Raw genomic sequence first — 18,134 nt, 5'->3', positions numbered from 1 at the left:
TAAATAGCCCCATGAAATTTGGCTTTTATCCTCGCCTTGCCGTGTGCTTGGTTGGCGTATTTATGGTGGTGATGATTGCCTGTTTTTACTCCACGAATTTTTTACAAGAACGTACTCAACAAGAAGCAGAACAAAAACTGCATATTGGATTAGCGGAACATCTTGTTAGTGATAATCCGCTGCTTAAGGAAGGGGTATACGACTACGAAGCCCTTGGAAACCTTTTCCATACGCTAATGATTTTGGGCCCAAGTTTTGAGTTCTATTATTTAGACCCTGAAGGCACCATTCTTACGTATTCGGCCGAGCCTGGAAAAGTGAAAGCCGAGGCGGTGGATATTGCCCCTATAAAACAGCTTATTAATACCGATCGCGGTTTTCCTATTGAAGGCGATGACCCAAGAAACATTGGCCTGCAAAAAATATTTTCTGCGGCACCGGTTTATAACAACGAACAACTGCAAGGCTATTTGTATGTGATTATTGGTGGTGAGCGTTACGACTCCATTATCGCGAATTTACAAAACAGCCAGAGCATGCGCGAAGTCGCATTATTTATGTTTGTTGGTTTGTTTTTGCTTTTGCTAGCGTTACTTGTGTTGTTTAAATATTTCACCACGCCATTAAGACGCTTAAGCGATGATATGGACTGCGTACGAGAAGCCGATTTTCATCGTGAAAAACTACCCCCTAATTTGGCTACATGGAACAGAAACAGCGCCAACGAAATAGACCGCTTAGGCTGTGCGTTTACCGATATGCTTACCCATATAGACAATCAGTTCGAACAGCTTAATAAAATTGATAGCCAGCGGCGTGTACTGCTTGCCGACTTATCACACGACCTGCGTACTCCTTTGGCTAGCCTACAAGGTTACATTGAAACATTAGCGCTGAATGAAGACAGTTTATCTAAAGAAGATAGAAGACATTTTGTGGATGTGTCGCTTAAAAACGCGAAAAACTTAAAGCATCTTATCGACCAAATATTTGAGCTTGCGTATTTAGAAGGCGGGCAAGTTACCTTGCATCAAGAGTCTTTTCCGTTAGGTGAATTACTGCATGATGTGGCCGCAAAGTTCGAGCTTGATGCGAAACAGAAAAATATCGCTATTAAAGTTATTCCCGATCACTTTGAATACTACGTGTTTGCTGATATTGGCAAGCTTGAGCGCGTGCTTACGAACCTTATTGCCAATGCTATTCGCCATACCCCGGAAAATGGCAGCATAGACCTTGCTGTGGTGTTACATAACGATAAGCTTAGAGTAGATATTCGTGATACCGGTATTGGAATTAGTGATAAAGAAATAGCGTACATTTTTGATGCTAGGTATCAGGCCAGTAATACAGAAAAAGATACGTGTAGCCATGCAGGTTTAGGTTTGGCTATTTGCAAAAAGCTAATGGCACTGCTTAATTCCGATTTGAGAGTAGAGAGTCAATTAGGGAAGGGCACGTGTTTTAGCTTTGAACTTACCTTAGCGAACAGTCATTAAGGTTGGGCTTAAGCGGTAGGTAAATTATAGCGGGCTTGATTTATAACGGTACTCGATTCATAGCGGGGCTCGATTTATAAAGGCACTTTGATTTTAAGCGGACATAAGGCTACGCAGCAGCACGGAAGAATTTCGTCATCATCAATAAAGGCGAGGGGATCGGTAGTATATTCTACTTCGCCTTCAATCAGCTTAGTTCTACACGCACCGCAAAAACCTTCACGGCAATGGTAGTGAATATTGATGTTAGCGGCTTCAAGGGCGGTAAGAAGCGTAGTATCAGGGGGGGATGAAATACACCCCACATCAACAACGTCGATGCGGAGTGTTTTATCAGCTGTGCTCATTATTTTTTGGCGCTACTTCTTAGCGTTTTTGTAGTGTGCTCTGTTAGCGCTAGCGCTCAAAATCAGCTTAGCGCTACAATTCGAAATCAGCAAAATCGTCTTCACTAACCGCAGAGTCAATTTGACCTACCAAGTAAGAACTAATTTCAGACTCTTGTGGCGCTACCTGAACGTTGTCAGAGTTAAGGTAGTTATTCATCCACGGCAGAGGGTTACTGCTGATTTCAAATGGTGCATCTAGGCCAATAGCCGTCATACGTTGATTGGCAATATATTCAACGTAAGAACAAAGGATTTCTTTGTTAAGGCCAATCATAGAGCCATTCTGGAAAAGGTAATCAGCCCATTCTTTTTCTTGCTGAACGGCATTCATGAAGATAGCGCGAGCTTCTTCTTTGCAATCTTGTGCAATTTGCGCCATTTCAGGGTCGTCTTTGCTTCGTGCCCACAAGTTCAAAATGTGTTGGGTAGAAGACAAATGTAGGTTTTCATCACGGGCAATCAGGCGGATAATTTTAGAATTACCTTCCATCAACTTACGTTCCGCAAAGGCAAACGTACAGGCAAACGACACGTAGAAACGAATGGCTTCTAAAGCATTCACTGAGTTCATACACAAGAAAAGCTTCTTCTTTAACTCGTACATGTTGATGGTATGTGGCACGCCATCAACAGTGTGCACACCTTCACCTTGTGTTTGCCATAATTGAGTGGCAAAAATAAGGTCGTCGTAGTACTTCGAAATGTCGGCGGCACGGCGCTTAATTTCATCGTTAACCACAATGTCTTCAAAAATATCGCTAGGATCTGAAAACAAGTTACGCAAAATGTGCGTGTAAGAGCGAGAGTGGATGGTTTCAAAGAAAGACCATGTTTCCACCCAGGTCTCAAGCTCAGGCAATGAGATGATAGGTAGAAAGGCAATATTAGGGCTGCGGCCTTGAACCGAGTCTAATAGGGTTTGGTATTTCAAGTTTGAAATAAAGATGTGCTTTTCAGGGTCGGTTAATTTTTGAAAATCAACACGATCGCGAGATACATCTACTTCCTCAGGGCGCCAGAAAAAGCTAATTTGCTTTTCAATAAGCTTTTCGAAAATGGCATGCTTTTGTTGGTCGTAACGGGCTACATTCACCGGGTTACCGAAGAACATAGGTTCAACCAATGGGTTGGTACTTTGCTGATTAAACGTAGTATATTTCATGAGTGCCTAACTAAAAACTTAATGATAAACGCGTTTTATTATTTATGTTCTTGCTGCGATACCGATTTCGCAAAAGCGGGCGCGTGCTAAATTTTGCACGCACCGCCTGCACAATCATCGTCTTCTTCTATAACCACTTCTTCTTGACGAGGTAACGGCTCATTGGCTTTAACATCTAATGCTGAAGCGTCTGTCGCACCATCGCGTGTGTTGTGGTAGTACAGGGTTTTCACACCCAGCTTGTACGTTGTTAATAGGTCTTTCAGTAACAGCTTCATCGGAACCTTGTTACCGTCATAACGGCTAGGATCGTAGTTGGTGTTAGCAGAGATAGTTTGGTCGATAAACTTCTGCATAATACCTACTAGCTGCAAGTAACCATCGTTAGAAGGAATATCCCACAACAATTCGTACTGATCTCTTAAGCGCTCGTACTCTGGTACTACTTGCTTAAGTACGCCGTCTTTACTTGATTTAATACTAATAAAGCCACGTGGCGGCTCAATACCGTTGGTTGCGTTTGAAATTTGAGAAGATGTCTCAGAAGGCATTAACGCAGACAAAGTAGAGTTACGTAAACCGTGAGTCTTGATTTCTTCACGAAGGGCATCCCAATCGTAATGAAGTGGCTCGTTACATACGCCATCAAGATCTTTCTTGTAGCTATCGATAGGCATGATGCCTTGCGAATAAGTCGTCTCGTTAAACTTAGGACACGCGCCTTTTTCTTTCGCTAAGTTGTTCGATGCTTTCAGTAGGTAATACTGCATAGCTTCAAACGTGCGGTGAACTAGGCCATTCGCGCTATGGTCTGAATACTTCACACCATGTTTAGCTAAGTAGTAAGCGAAGTTAATAACACCCACACCTAAGGTTCTGCGACCCATAGTGGCATTGTATGCCGCTGGTACTGGGTAGTCTTGGTAATCGAGTAGATTATCAAGTGCACGTACTGCTAGGTCTGATAATTCTTCAAATTCGTCTAGTGACTTAATGGCCCCTAAGTTGAAGGCAGATAGCGTACAAAGGGCAATTTCACCTTCTTCGTCGTTAACGTGCTGCAAAGGCTTAGTAGGCAATGCAATTTCAAGACAAAGGTTACTTTGACGTACAGGTGCCACTTCAGGGTTGAACGGGCTGTGCGTGTTACAGTGGTCAACGTTTTGAAGGTAAATACGACCTGTGCTTGCACGCTCTTGCATGAACAAGCTGAACAGCTCCATAGCTTTAATGCGCTTTTTACGAATGTTGTCGTCGTTTTCGTATTGCACATACAAACGCTCGAACTTTTCTTGATCGGCAAAGAACGCATCGTAAAGGCCAGGTACGTCAGATGGGCTAAATAATGAAATATAGTCATCTTTCATCATGCGTTGATACATGAGTTTGTTGAACTGTACGCCGTAGTCTAAGTGACGAACGCGGTTTTCTTCTACACCACGGTTGTTCTTAAGCACTAATAACGATTCAACTTCCATATGCCATAGTGGGTAGAACAAAGTAGCTGCGCCACCACGAACACCGCCTTGCGAACAGCTTTTAACGGCTGTTTGGAAGTACTTGTAGAAAGGAATACAACCTGTGTGGAAAGCTTCTCCACCACGAATAGGGCTACCTAGTGCGCGAATACGGCCAGCATTCACACCGATACCTGCTCGCTGGCTTACGTATTTAACGATAGCGCTAGCGGTAGCGTTAATTGAATCAAGGCTATCGCCAGTTTCAATTAGTACACACGAGCTAAATTGACGAGTAGGGGTACGTACGCCAGACATAATTGGCGTAGGTAGTGATAACTTAAACGTAGAAGCGGCATCGTAGAAACGACGAATGTAGCTCATACGGGTATCTTTCGGGTAGTTAGCGAACAGACACGCTGCTACCAAGATGTATAAGAACTGGGCACTTTCGTAAATTTCACCGGTTACACGGTTTTGAACCAGGTACTTACCTTCAAGCTGCTTAACGGCGGCGTAGCTGAAGTTCATGTCGCGCCAATGATCGATATAAGTATCCATCTCGGCAAATTCTTCAGCAGTATAATCTTCAATTAAATGCTTATCGTATTTGCCCATCTCAACCATATTAGTGACATGGTCAAACAGTGCAGGGGGCTCGAACTGACCGTAGGCTTTCTTGCGAAGGTGGAAAATAGCAAGGCGAGCTGCCAAGTATTGGTAATCAGGCGCGTCGGTAGAAATTAAGTCTGCAGCTGATTTGATAAGGGTTTCATGGATTTCGCTGGTATTGATACCGTCGAAAAACTGGATTTGAGCTTTAATTTCAACTTGTGAAACTGAGACGTTTTCAAGTCCTTTTGCAGCCCATGTCACCACCTTATGAATTTTTTCTAGGTCGATGGATTCTTGCTCACCATTTCGCTTGGTGACGGATAAACTATTATTCATGTTACTCTGGCCGTTGTCTGTTAGCGCGCGAGGCGTGGGTATATCACCCTGTTATAATGTGTATTCTTTTTAAGTTAGTTGTTTCGCTGCGAAGTAATACATCTGCGTAAGACCATTTGCGCGAAATACACAACTAACCACGACCAACCCTAAACTTATTAGCGCATAAGTTTGAGAGATGCCGCTGAATGCTTTTCTTTAATAGTATGTTTTGTCTGATCATCCGAATAAACGCAGTAAAAGGATCGTTGTCGATCTCAATAATCTCCAAAAAAATCGCTTTGGGATCCCGCGTTGGATTAAACACAAGATAGTGAGGTTTGCCTCACAATGCAACCCAATATCTGGTGCTTAAACGACCACTTAAACTGGCACGGATTTTAGGTTAGTAGTGACTAACTTTTTAGCTTTCTACAAGCCTTAAATATACTGATTGCAAGTACTATTCGAAAAAATGATCGAGGCTTAAAATAATTTAACTTAATATCGTACTTAACACCTAAACACGATATGTGGTGTTGAAATTATCATCAAGCCCCAATATGTAGTGCTAATTAATCTTGCGACACCGTATATAGTAGGTAGTTAACGTCTACATTGCGGTCAGAAAGATAAAAGCCCTGGGAAACAGGGTCCATATGTAAGCCGGTCATATCTCGTGGTAGCAAACCGGCATCATCTGTCATCTGCATAAGTTCAGAAGGTTTAATGAATCGAGAATGATCGTGAGTGCCTTTTGGCACCAGCTTTAATAAATACTCAGCCCCAACGATCCCCATCAAATAAGACTTTATATTTCGGTTTAATGTAGAGAAGAAAACATGGCCACCAGGCTTAACTAATTTAGCGCAAGCCCGCACTACCGAAGCAGGGTCGGGAACATGTTCAAGCATTTCCATACAAGTCACTACATCGAACTCGCCTGCGTGACTGTCTGCGAAGGATTCAGCGGTAACACAGTGGTAGTCAACATTGATGCCCGACTCTAAACCGTGAAGCTTGGCAATTTCTAAAGACGCACTTGCCATATCGAGCCCAACAACTTCAGCACCGGCTTTCGCCATAGACTCAGCCAATATGCCGCCACCACAACCAATATCCACCACTTTCTTGTTAAACAAGCCATTGCTGTGTTGGTTAATAAAATCTAAACGAAGTGGGTTAATTAAATGTAGGGGTTTGAACTCACTTTCAGGATCCCACCACCGTGAGGCTAACTCTGAAAACTTATCAATTTCCTGCTCATCAACGTTTGTCATTTATATTTTTTCCTTTCTGCGCCTGCTTATTGTTTTGCACTAATTTATAGCATCGATTTTTATATACCGATTTTGCAAAAGAACGCACATGACTGATGCCGCTCGACAGATAGAAGATATCTGCGATTAATTAAACACTGCCTATATAAGAGCAATAACATAACGCAAAACCAGCGTTAAGGCATCGTTTTTGGCACTTGAATGCCGTTTCGAGTGCCTGCTTGAACGAAAAATAATCGCTTGTTAACGAGTACGTAAGGAAGGGCAATTAAGCGCTACATAAATGTGTCATCAAGTGTTACACTCGAAGCAAGATTATGAGCCCATAATAACAATGCAAATCTATCGTTTGCTTCTCTATATTGTGTAGATTGAGCTAGATAGATAATGCAGAACAAACCGAAAAAAAGGGATTAAGCAGTTTATGTCTGATAACGCTAACGAAATCCTCCCCGTTAATATTGAGGAAGAGTTAAAGAACTCCTATCTCGATTACGCGATGAGCGTTATTGTCGGGCGAGCATTGCCTGACGTGAGAGATGGTTTGAAGCCTGTACACCGCCGTGTGCTGTTCGCAATGAACGAACTGAAAAACGACTTCAACAAACCATACAAGAAATCTGCCCGTGTGGTAGGTGATGTAATTGGTAAGTATCACCCACATGGTGATTCTGCGGTATACGATACTATTGTACGTATGGCCCAGCCATTCTCACTTCGCTATATGTTGGTAGACGGCCAAGGTAACTTTGGTTCGGTAGATGGCGATTCAGCCGCTGCGATGCGTTACACCGAAATACGTATGGCAAAAATTGCCCACGAACTTCTTGCCGACCTCGATAAAGAAACCGTCGACTTCGTACCTAACTACGATGGCACTGAACACATTCCAGAAGTGTTACCTACTAAGGTTCCTAACTTACTGGTAAACGGTTCTTCTGGTATCGCGGTAGGTATGGCAACTAACATTCCGCCACATAACTTAACTGAAGTTATCAACGGCTGTATTGCCCTTATTAAAGACCCATCAATTACGATTGATGACTTAATGCTTCATATCCCTGGTCCTGATTTCCCTACTGCCGCTATGATCAGTGGTCGTAAAGGTATTGATGACGCTTACCGTACCGGTCGCGGCAAAATATACATGCGCGCCAAAGCGGAAATTGAAACGGAAGATAACGGTAAAGAAACCATTATCATTAATGAAATTCCGTACCAGGTTAACAAAGCTCGCCTTATTGAAAAAATTGCTGAGCTAGTTAAAGAAAAACGTATCGAAGGAATTTCTGCACTACGTGACGAGTCTGATAAAGACGGTATGCGTATTGTTGTTGAAGTAAAACGTAACGAATCAGCGGAAGTACTACTTAACCATTTATACGCTAATACGCAGTTACAAACGGTATTTGGTATTAACATGGTTGCGTTAGATAACGGCCAGCCTAAAGTCTTTAACTTAAAAGAGACCTTAGAAGCCTTTATTCTGCATCGCCGTGAAGTCGTTACCCGCAGAACGGTATTTGAACTACGTAAAGCTCGCGACCGTGCACACATCCTTGAAGGTTTAGCCATTGCGCTAGCCAACATCGACCCAATCATTGAGCTAATTAAAGCCTCACCTGGCCCTGCTGATGCGAAAAAAGCGTTAGTGGCACAAGGGTGGGATTTAGGCGATGTTTCGCAAATGCTTGAACGTGCTGGTGATGATGCTGCACGCCCAGATTGGTTAATGCCTGAGTTTGGTATTCGTGACGGACAATACTTCCTTACCGAACAACAAGCACAAGCTATTCTAGACCTTCGCTTGCACAGACTGACTGGTCTTGAGCACGAAAAAATTCTTGAAGAATATAAACAGCTTCTAGACGTTATCGCTGAACTACTTCACATCCTTAATAGCCCAGAGCGATTAATGGAAGTGATTGAAGAAGAGCTTGAGAAAATTCGTGACGAATTTGGTGACGCGCGCCGTACTGAAATTACTGCTGCTAGTCACGATATTGATATTGAAGACTTAATCGAACAAGAAGACGTTGTAGTTACCTTGTCTCGTGAAGGCTATGTGAAGTATCAAAAACTTAATGATTATGAATCTCAGCGTCGTGGTGGCCGTGGTAAATCCGCTACCAAGATGAAGAATGAAGATTTCATTGAGAAGCTACTCGTTGCGAATACTCATGACCACATACTTTGCTTCTCAACCCGTGGCCGTTTGTACTGGTTGAAAGTGTATCAATTGCCGTTAGCGAGCCGTAACGCGCGTGGTCGTCCAATTGTGAACATTCTTCCTTTAGAAGATAACGAGCGTATTACTGCAATTCTACCTATCAAAGAATTTGAAGAAGGTAAGTTTGTATTAATGGCGACGGCTAACGGTACGGTGAAGAAAACCGATTTAAGCCTTTATTCACGCCCACGTTCAAGCGGTATCATTGCTGTTAACTTGAACGAAGGTGATGAACTAATTGGTGTTGACATTACCCATGGTGATGACGACATTATGTTGTTCTCAGACGCGGGTAAAGTGGTTCGCTTTAACGAAAAACTGCGTGACAGCGAAACAGGTAACGTTAAATTAGATCCTGAAACTGGCGAAGAACTATTAGCACTACGTCCAATGGGTCGTACCGCTACCGGTGTTCGTGGTATCAGATTACAAGACGACCAACGCGTTGTGTCCCTAATTGTACCTCGTGGTGATGGTCCTATCCTTACTGCCACAGAGAACGGTTTTGGTAAACGTACACCGCTAGAAGATTACCCAGCGAAGAGCCGTGCTACACAAGGTGTAGTATCGATTAAGGTTTCTGAGCGTAATGGTAAAGTGGTTGGCGCGGTTCAAGTTGATGAAGCCAATGAAATCATGCTTATTTCTGACCAAGGTACTTTAGTACGTACCCGCGTTGGTGAAGTATCAGTGGTAGGTAGAAATACCCAAGGTGTTCGCTTAATCCGTACTGTTGAGAACGAACACGTTGTTGGCTTACAACGTATAGAAGAAGTAGTAGAAGAATTGCTAGAGTTAGATGAAGATGGCAATCCAATCGCTATAGAAGAACCTATTGAGCAAGAAGAAAACGCTGCACAAGACGGCGACAGCTCAACGACAGAAGAGTAGGGTATTGCCCGCTTAATTTAAAAGCGGGCAGTTATCGGTGTTCTTTATTACAAGCGGCTTAGGCCGCTTGTTATTTTATAGGTGTTGAAAAACGCAATGAAAGAGGTTTTCAATTTTAGCGCTGGCCCGGCAAAGTTGCCTGAAGCCGTAATGCAAAAAGCACAAGCTGAATTTACTAACTGGCGCGACTCAGGTTGCTCGGTAATGGAAGTCAGTCACCGCGGAAAAGATTTCATCGAGATAGCAGCCAAAGCTGAACAAGATTTGCGCGAATTACTCTCGGTTCCTAAAAATTATCATGTTCTTTTCACCCATGGCGGTGGACGTGGTCAATTTGCAGCGGTTCCCCTTAATTTATCGTCTGCTTCAGACACCAGTCTTCACTTAGTCAGTGGGTCTTGGTCTGATGGTGCGGTGAGTGAAGCTGCGAAATACAATAATGCTGTAGTGGTAGGCGAGCTTTCTAAAAAAGAGGGTTTGCATTACATGCCGCAACCCTCACTGGCCAATGTAGATCAATCTGCAGCGTATTATCATTTCTGCCCGAATGAAACCGTTGACGGTATCGCCTACGATTGGTTACCAGAGTCTGGCGATGTACCGCTGGTTTCTGATATGTCTTCTACTATTTTGTCTCAGCCTGTTGATGTTGCTAAACACGGTCTTATTTACGCCGGTGCGCAGAAAAATATAGGCCCAAGTGGTTTGTCGGTAGTGATTGTTCGTGAAGACTTAGTGGGCAAAGCCCGCAAAGAAACACCGTCAATTTTCGACTACGCATTAGCCGCTAAAGCTGATTCTATGTATAACACGCCGCCCACGTTCTCGTGGTATTTGGCGGGGTTAGTGTTTGAGTGGCTCAAAGAGATGGGCGGCGTTGATGCTATGGCAAAACGCAACAGCGAAAAAGCATCATTGTTGTATTCTGCTATCGACAGCTCTGATTTTTATGCTAGCCAAGTACACCCAGACAATCGTTCTAAAATGAATGTGCCGTTTCAGTTGGCTAACCCAGAATTAGATGCGCTATTTTTACGCCAAGCACAAGATGCTGGTTTAATGGCATTAAAAGGTCACCGCTCTGTAGGCGGAATGCGTGCTAGCATTTATAACGCTATGCCCGTTGAAGGGGTGATGGCGTTAGTAGAATTTATGCGTGAATTTGAACGAGTAAACGGGTAGTCATGGAACAGTTAACATTAGAACCTATTAGCAAAGTATCAGGGGAAGTAAACGTTCCTGGGTCTAAAAGCCTGTCGAACCGAGCATTACTGCTTGCTGCATTAGCTGAAGGCGAAACCGAACTAACAAACTTGCTTGATAGTGAAGATATTGAGCATATGCTAAATGCGCTAACCAAACTTGGCGTTACTTATTCACTCAGTGAAGATAAAACTCGCTGTAAAGTAGTGGGTAACGGCGGGGCGTTTTCAGTTGCCGAGCCATTAGAACTTTTCTTAGGTAATGCAGGTACGGCAATGCGCCCACTATGCGCTGCACTCGCTGCCAGTAAGGTACAAGTCGTACTTACCGGTGAGCCGCGCATGGAAGAGCGCCCTATAGGCGATTTGGTTGATGCATTACGCATGGGTAACGCGGAAATTGAATACCTTAAAAACGACGGTTTTCCTCCGCTACAAATTAAGGGTAAGACGTTATCCGGCGGTGAAATGGAAGTAGACGGTAGTGTGTCGAGTCAATTTTTGACTGCACTATTAATGTCTGCACCGTTGTTTACTGGTGACGTGACCATTCGTATTAAAGGCGAATTAGTGTCAAAACCGTATATCGATATTACCCTAGATACCATGGCGAAGTTTGGTGTTGAAGTGAACAATGATAACTATCAAACATTCACCATTAGTGCAGGGCAATCATATCGTTCGCCAGGTAAATTTATGGTGGAAGGTGATGCTTCATCGGCTTCTTACTTCCTTGCAGCCGGCGCCATTAAAGGCGGAACGGTACGCGTAACCGGAATTGGTAAAAATAGCATCCAAGGTGATATTCGCTTTGCCGATGTGCTTGAAGCCATGGGCGCTAAAATCACTTGGCATGATGAATATGTGGAAGTAACAGGGGCTCCACTTAAGGGTGTAGACATGGATATGAACCATATTCCTGATGCCGCAATGACCATTGCCACTACTGCGCTTTTTGCACAAGGGCCAACCAGTATTACTAACATCTACAACTGGCGAGTAAAAGAGACTGACCGTTTAAACGCCATGGCCACTGAGCTTAGAAAGTTGGGTGCAGAAGTAGAAGAAGGGCATGACTATATTAAAGTATGGCCAACGGATACGTTAAAGCATGCTGCCATTGATACCTATAACGATCATCGCATTGCCATGTGCTTTTCGTTAGTGGCTCTCAGTGATACGCCGGTAACCATTAACGACCCAGGTTGTACCCGCAAAACCTTCCCTGATTACTTCACACGGTTTGCCACACTCTATTCTTAGTCTGAAAAAAGACCTTATTTCGTTCATAGCGTATTATTTTTAAAACGAAATTTAGCCTTATGTACAATGCCATCAACGCTCGATGGCATTGCTTATCTCTACTTAACGCGTATAATTGCGCGCGATTTTTACGTATTTTATAAATTCTGGAGCAGGTATGCATTCTACACCCGTAGTCACGGTTGACGGTCCCAGCGGTGCAGGTAAGGGAACGTTAAGTAGCTTACTCGCAAAGAAGCTTGGATGGCACTTTTTAGATAGCGGCGCGATTTATCGTGTTTTGGCTGTCGCAGCTCTACACCACGACTTACCGTGCGACGATGAAGAATGTGTTGTTCCGTTAGCAACGGGTCTTGATGTAAGTTTTGAAACTGACAAAGACACCACACGTGTCATTTTGGAAGGTGAAGACGTAACTGACGACATTCGCACTGAAGAAGTGGGTAGTGTTGCATCGAAGGTTGCCGCGTTACCTCGCGTTCGTGAAGCTTTGCTTCGACGTCAACGTGCTTTTCAACAAGATCCTGGCCTTGTCGCCGACGGTCGAGACATGGGTACAGTGGTTTTCCCCGACGCAAAAGTGAAGATATTTCTTACCGCTAGCGCCGAAGCCCGTGCTGAACGTCGCTATAGCCAGTTGAAAGCTAAAGGTATGGATGTTAATATTGCGCGCCTTTTAACCGATATCAAGGCCAGAGATGAGCGAGATACACAACGTTCAGTGGCGCCATTGGTACCGGCTCAAGATGCGGTAATTATAGACTCAACGGACTTGGATATAGACCAAGTCTTTGAAAAAGCGATGGATATCATCAATTCGCGCCTTTAAGTAAGGTGAGTTTTTAAGATATTCAAAGCAGTGCTACCACAGGGAGTGGCGGCTTTTACTAATAACCCCACGTTATCCGGATTTGAAGCGTGGATATCAACTTAAAGTTAATTTAAACCTTATGACTGAAAATTTTGCACAACTTTTTGAAGAAAGCTTACAAGAACTAGAAACACGTCCAGGTTCAATTGTAAAAGGTACTGTAGTTTCTATCGACAAAGACATCGTTCTTGTTGATGCAGGCTTGAAATCAGAAAGTGCTATCCCAGCTGACCAATTTAAAAACGCTGAAGGCGAGCTTGAAATCGCTATCGGTGACGAAGTAGATGTAGCTCTAGACGCAGTAGAAGATGGTTTCGGTGAAACAATCCTTTCTCGCGAAAAAGCGAAGCGTCACGAAGCGTGGGTTGAGCTGGAAAAAGCTTACGATGATAAAGTTACCATTAAAGGTATTATCAACGGTAAAGTTAAAGGCGGTTTCACTGTTGAAGTTAACACAGTGCGCGCTTTCCTTCCTGGTTCATTGGTTGATGTACGTCCAGTACGTGACACAACTCACCTTGAAGGCAAAGAGCTAGAATTTAAAGTTATCAAACTTGACGCTAAGCGTAACAACGTTGTTGTTTCACGTCGTGCCGTTATTGAAGCAGAAAGCAGCGCAGAGCGCGAATCTCTTCTTGCTAACCTTGAAGAAGGCCACGAAATCAAAGGTATCGTTAAGAACCTTACTGATTACGGAGCATTCGTTGACCTTGGTGGCGTAGACGGTCTACTACACATTACCGATATGGCTTGGAAGCGCGTTAAGCACCCAAGTGAAATCGTAAATGTTGGTGACGAAATCAACGTTAAAGTACTTAAGTTCGATAAAGAGAAGCAACGTGTTTCTCTTGGCATGAAGCAAATGGGCAACGATCCATGGCAAGAAATTGCTTCACGTTACCCAGAAGGTACTAAGATCTCTGGTCAGGTTACGAATCTTACCGATTACGGCTGCTTCGTTGAAATCGAAGACGGCGTTGAAGGTCTTGTACACGTTTCTGAAATGGATTGGACTAACAAGAACATCCACCCATCTAAGGTTGTTAACCTAGGTGACACAGTTGACGTTATGGTTCTTGAAATCGACGAAGAACGTCGTCGTATTTCTCTAGGCCTTAAACAGTGCATCGACAACCCTTGGGAAACTTTCGCTAAGTCACACGAAAAAGGTGACAAAGTGTCTGGTAAGATCAAGTCAATCACTGACTTCGGTATCTTCATCGGCCTTGACGGCGGCATCGACGGTCTAGTTCACCTTTCTGACATTAGCTGGAACAAGTCTGGTGAAGACGCTGTTCGTGACTATAAGAAAGGCGACGAAATCTCAGCTGTTGTTCTTCAAGTTGACCCTGAGCGTGAGCGTATCTCTCTTGGCGTTAAGCAAATCGAAGAAGACCCTTTCAACAAGTATCTGACAGATAACAAGAAAGGTGCTATCGTTGTAGGTACGGTTACTGAAGTTGACGCTAAAGGCGTTACAGTTAACCTTTCTGAAGAAGTTGATGGCTACATTCGCGTTGCAGATTTATCTGTTGAGCGTATTGAAGACGCAACTGAAGCTGCTAACGTTGGCGACAGCATCGAAGCGAAATTTATGGGCGTTGACCGTAAAAACCGCACCGTTAACCTATCTGTGAAAGCAAAAGATCAGGCTGACGAAAAAGAAGCTATCGACAAGGTTAATCAGCAAGAAGATGCTGGTTTTGCTAGCGCAATGGCAGAAGCATTTAAAGCTGCTAAAGGCGAATAATAAGCTATATGTGGGAGTGTCTTGCACTCCCTTGTTCGCAGTAGCTGTTTAACGATAATATTGAAACGAGGTTGGTATGACCAAGTCTGAATTAATTGAACGGCTCGCGGATCAAGCGCGTCAAATTCCTGCGAAAGATCTTGAACTGGCAATTAAAGAACTTCTCGAACAGATGGCCCAGACCCTTCAAAAAGGTGACAGGATTGAAATTCGAGGCTTCGGCAGTTTTTCATTACATTACCGCGCTCCGCGCGTGGGACGTAACCCAAAAACTGGCGAAACAGTAGAGTTAGATGGAAAATATGTCCCTCACTTTAAGCCAGGAAAAGAGCTTCGAGAAAGAGTAGACGCCTCCATAGCTTAAATAAAAAAAACCGCACATGTTGCGGTTTTTTTATATCTATTGAAAAAAAATTTGGTATATTCGTTACTTAAGTTTAAATTTATATCTGGATGCAGGTTTTATTTTCAAATCTGAATAGATTGTAGTTAATTAAATACGGTGCATGGTGTACCAATGTCGGCCGGCGAAGAACAACAAATCATAAAGCAGTATCAGCCGCTTATTCGTGCCTTAATTCCTTATGAGCAAGATAATCGCTTATTGGAAGGTATTAATAAATTTTCAAAGCGGCTCCCAGGCAATATCCGCAAAATCATTAAAGAGGAAGTCATTAGGCTTACGTCTTTAACTGATGCATCTGCGGACAATTCTGCATTCGCAAAATTCCCTGTCATGAAGTTCAAACATTTTGGCATCCCCATGCGTTTAGACAAAGTGGGCGCTAAAATCCTTCAAAATGAAACTGCCTTATATCAAGAACGATATACCGTAGGTGTGTTTGAATCGGTGATGAACTCCGATTTTTATCAAACACAAATTAAGCGCGATCAATTTAAAAAAATTGTTGAAGCATTTAATGTAGAAAGCCAGTCATTTACTGATATAGATTTTGGTGATGACATTGCTGTAAGACCCAACTTCACCGTGTCTTCCGTAGATTTTGAAAAGGGCAGGCACTGTACGGTTAGCTCCCTTTCTTTTACAGGTATTGCTGTAGAAACAAAACGACCGCCTAATGCGACCACTGGTGATATTGTAACCTTCGTTATACCAGAAGTGATGGGCTTAACCACCGAGCCGACTGAAATTACCTATGAGCTGGATGCGATAAAGTACAATAAACACCTTGGTAAGTATGAATCGTTTTTCATTATGTCTTCAGAAACAGATCTGACGTTACTGAATAGTTTAAAGCGGTACATTAAAGGCACGTCGTATAAACAGCCTTTGCAGCGAGACTTAGAAATTGAAAGGGCAATGCAAGACCTCGAACGAGATCGTATTTTAGAAAATAGCCCGTGGTTGCCAGTATTTCTTTCTGCCCATCAAAAATCCCTTAAGCCAATTATTGCGCTATTTACTAAAGCGAATGTGGATAATAACAATTCAGAAAAATTACTGGCGAGTCTGCAAGACAAAGCGCATTTTGAAAATCTGGTTCAAGAATTAAAAAAGTACAATGAAGCTTTTGTCTTTCATGGCATCATTAAAACTAAAAATGGTGCAATTACCATCACTGCAACCCATCGCCAACTTGTAGAACTTGGTCAGCTCAATGCTATCGTTTATCTACTGGTTAAAAGTGGGGAGTTTACTTGTACGCAGTGCCGCTTAGAAGATGTAAGCCGTGAAGACAAAGTAAAAGCATTCGCTATTCATGATATCCCTAGCAAAGAGTTTGAGCATCTTGCTGCGTTAAGCCACGTAATGTACTGCCGCGATATCTCTATGTACCTTACTAATTTAACCCTAAGCGAAAAGTGTGATTTTAAACCCTTATCGAAAACGCTGCGGGCTTCGGGCGACAACTGGTCCATTGATTTTGTGATGGAAGATGATCTTGATAGGCGTTCTGAGACCCGGTATATCATCGATAAAGTCGCCATGATAAAAGTAGGGCTGTTATCTTCAATTAATGTACGTGTTGCCGATTTATCTGCCAGTGGTATGAAGATAATGGTTGCACCAGGCACTGAACTGCAAAATGAAGTGCGGGTATCGGTACCAGACCTTAAAATTAAAAACGAGAAATATAAGGTTGTTCACTATGACGCTTCGTCAGGCGTTGTACGCCTATGCTTAGAAGATGTAAAAAAATCTAAAGCTGGGGCAAGTGTTGATGCCATGGTTGAGGAAAATTCCGCGTATTTCAAAATTAGAGATATAGCGCGTATTCAACGCTCAACCCATCGATTTATTTGGGAGCTAGCAGTACGTCATATGCCTTCGCTCGCTGTACTTTGCGTAATGAACAGGCATATTCTGGATAGACTTAAAACCGTTTATCAAAGCGATTCATCTGACGATTTATACCCATTTTCACGTACCGCCAACATTATTCCATTACATGGTTTTTTTGCCGATAAAGCGGTGGCTAAGCCTAAATCTATGATGCTTGATGCCATGTTTAAAGGCGATGTTGAAAACAATCTTGTGGTGCATTGTGTACGTAAAAGCGACAATCGCTTGGTATACATAAAAGAAAGCGATTTTCTTTATTCTAAATTACGCACACAAATTCAAAATCAGCTAGAAGAAGATAAAGTGCAAGTGAGTGCCACTAATGTAACGGCTATACGCTGTTATGGCGCCACTACACCGCTGACAAAGAAGCGCTTAGCACAGCTGTCTAAACTTGATAAGGCAATGTACGATAAATTAGAAACCATGCAAGCTGGCTATACACACTGTATTTTTGTGACTAATATGTCTGCATTGCATCACGACTTGGTTATGGCCAAATTAATTGCAAAGCAAGAGCGCCCTTTATCAGAAGATGAAGCCACCGCCTAACGCTAAGTAAGCACAACTAAAACCTTGGGTTTTGGTGTTATCTCTTGCTGCATTTTGCTATTCTTTATTAATTACGTACAAGAAGGGTTTGGTCTTGAAAGGGATCCTCACAATACTCGCCATTTTGGTATTACTGACATTTGCGTTTGTCATTGGCACACAAAACGAAGCCTATATCACCGTTAACTATCTTATTGCTCAAGCTAACATGCGGGTTTCCACCCTTATTGCTATTGCGCTTTCTTTGGGTGTGTTAGTAGGGATACTTATTATGTCAGCAAGCTGGTTGCGTTTACGCGTACAGTTGTTGTCGGCGAATTCAAAAATCAATAGCCTGAAAAAAGAACACTAAT

At 43.0% G+C, this 18,134-nt stretch carries 13 protein-coding genes; 9 read left to right on the top strand and 4 right to left on the bottom strand.

Going from position 1 to position 18,134, the window contains the following annotated elements; translation table 11 throughout:
* The first annotated feature begins 11 nt into the window (after positions 1–11).
* Positions 12–1,499 carry a sensor histidine kinase gene (locus tag FLAVO9R_RS08500; protein WP_159534506.1) on the top strand — a complete coding sequence of 496 codons (1,488 nt, stop codon included), beginning with the start codon at positions 12–14 and terminating at the stop codon, positions 1,497–1,499.
* Positions 1,500–1,573: 74 nt separating this feature from the next.
* On the opposite strand, the gene yfaE is transcribed toward FLAVO9R_RS08500, so the two are convergent.
* The 4 genes from yfaE to ubiG form a co-directional block, all read right to left on the bottom strand.
* Positions 1,574–1,846 (bottom strand): class I ribonucleotide reductase maintenance protein YfaE, encoded by a 273-nt coding sequence (yfaE, locus tag FLAVO9R_RS08495; protein ID WP_013784176.1) that lies wholly within the window; start codon positions 1,844–1,846, stop codon positions 1,574–1,576.
* A 73-nt stretch (positions 1,847–1,919) separates the two neighbouring features.
* On the bottom strand, positions 1,920–3,050 hold the full coding sequence (nrdB, locus tag FLAVO9R_RS08490) for a class Ia ribonucleoside-diphosphate reductase subunit beta (protein ID WP_159530458.1): 1,131 nt from the start codon (positions 3,048–3,050) through the stop codon (positions 1,920–1,922).
* Between the two features lie 86 nt (positions 3,051–3,136).
* A complete protein-coding gene (gene nrdA, locus FLAVO9R_RS08485) occupies positions 3,137–5,458 on the bottom strand; it encodes a class 1a ribonucleoside-diphosphate reductase subunit alpha (RefSeq protein WP_159530456.1) in 2,322 nt (773 codons plus the stop codon).
* Positions 5,459–6,012: 554 nt separating this feature from the next.
* Positions 6,013–6,717: a bifunctional 2-polyprenyl-6-hydroxyphenol methylase/3-demethylubiquinol 3-O-methyltransferase UbiG gene (ubiG, locus tag FLAVO9R_RS08480; protein ID WP_159530454.1), complete on the bottom strand. Its 705-nt coding sequence runs from the start codon at positions 6,715–6,717 to the stop codon at positions 6,013–6,015.
* A 424-nt stretch (positions 6,718–7,141) separates the two neighbouring features.
* Between ubiG and gyrA the strand changes: the two genes are divergently transcribed.
* The 8 genes from gyrA to FLAVO9R_RS08440 all read left to right on the top strand — a co-directional run bounded on the left by gyrA (position 7,142) and on the right by FLAVO9R_RS08440 (position 18,133).
* On the top strand, positions 7,142–9,838 hold the full coding sequence (gyrA, locus tag FLAVO9R_RS08475; RefSeq protein WP_159530452.1) for a DNA topoisomerase (ATP-hydrolyzing) subunit A: 2,697 nt from the start codon (positions 7,142–7,144) through the stop codon (positions 9,836–9,838).
* 96 nt (positions 9,839–9,934) lie between these two features.
* Positions 9,935–11,020: a 3-phosphoserine/phosphohydroxythreonine transaminase gene (gene serC / locus FLAVO9R_RS08470; RefSeq protein ID WP_013784171.1), complete on the top strand. Its 1,086-nt coding sequence runs from the start codon at positions 9,935–9,937 to the stop codon at positions 11,018–11,020.
* 2 nt (positions 11,021–11,022) lie between these two features.
* Entirely contained in the window at positions 11,023–12,303 is a 1,281-nt protein-coding gene (aroA, locus tag FLAVO9R_RS08465; protein ID WP_159530450.1) for a 3-phosphoshikimate 1-carboxyvinyltransferase, read from the top strand.
* A gap of 157 nt (positions 12,304–12,460) precedes the next feature.
* Entirely contained in the window at positions 12,461–13,132 is a 672-nt protein-coding gene (gene cmk, locus FLAVO9R_RS08460) for a (d)CMP kinase (protein ID WP_013784169.1), read from the top strand.
* Between the two features lie 121 nt (positions 13,133–13,253).
* Positions 13,254–14,924, top strand: a complete 1,671-nt coding sequence (rpsA, locus tag FLAVO9R_RS08455) for a 30S ribosomal protein S1 (RefSeq protein ID WP_159530448.1) — start codon at positions 13,254–13,256, stop codon at positions 14,922–14,924.
* Positions 14,925–15,000: 76 nt separating this feature from the next.
* Complete coding sequence (ihfB, locus tag FLAVO9R_RS08450; RefSeq protein ID WP_013784167.1) at positions 15,001–15,288, top strand: integration host factor subunit beta; 288 nt, start codon at positions 15,001–15,003, stop codon at positions 15,286–15,288.
* Positions 15,289–15,441: 153 nt separating this feature from the next.
* Positions 15,442–17,781 carry a PilZ domain-containing protein gene (locus FLAVO9R_RS08445; RefSeq protein ID WP_159530446.1) on the top strand — a complete coding sequence of 780 codons (2,340 nt, stop codon included), beginning with the start codon at positions 15,442–15,444 and terminating at the stop codon, positions 17,779–17,781.
* A gap of 94 nt (positions 17,782–17,875) precedes the next feature.
* Entirely contained in the window at positions 17,876–18,133 is a 258-nt protein-coding gene (locus tag FLAVO9R_RS08440; protein ID WP_041452528.1) for a LapA family protein, read from the top strand.
* Position 18,134: the final 1 nt, after the last annotated feature.

Source organism: Alteromonas sp. 38, from assembly GCF_902506055.1.
GTDB lineage: Bacteria > Pseudomonadota > Gammaproteobacteria > Enterobacterales > Alteromonadaceae > Alteromonas > Alteromonas lipotrueae.
Note: the sequence above shows the minus strand (reverse complement) of the source record. Positions and strands in the feature narration are given on the sequence as shown.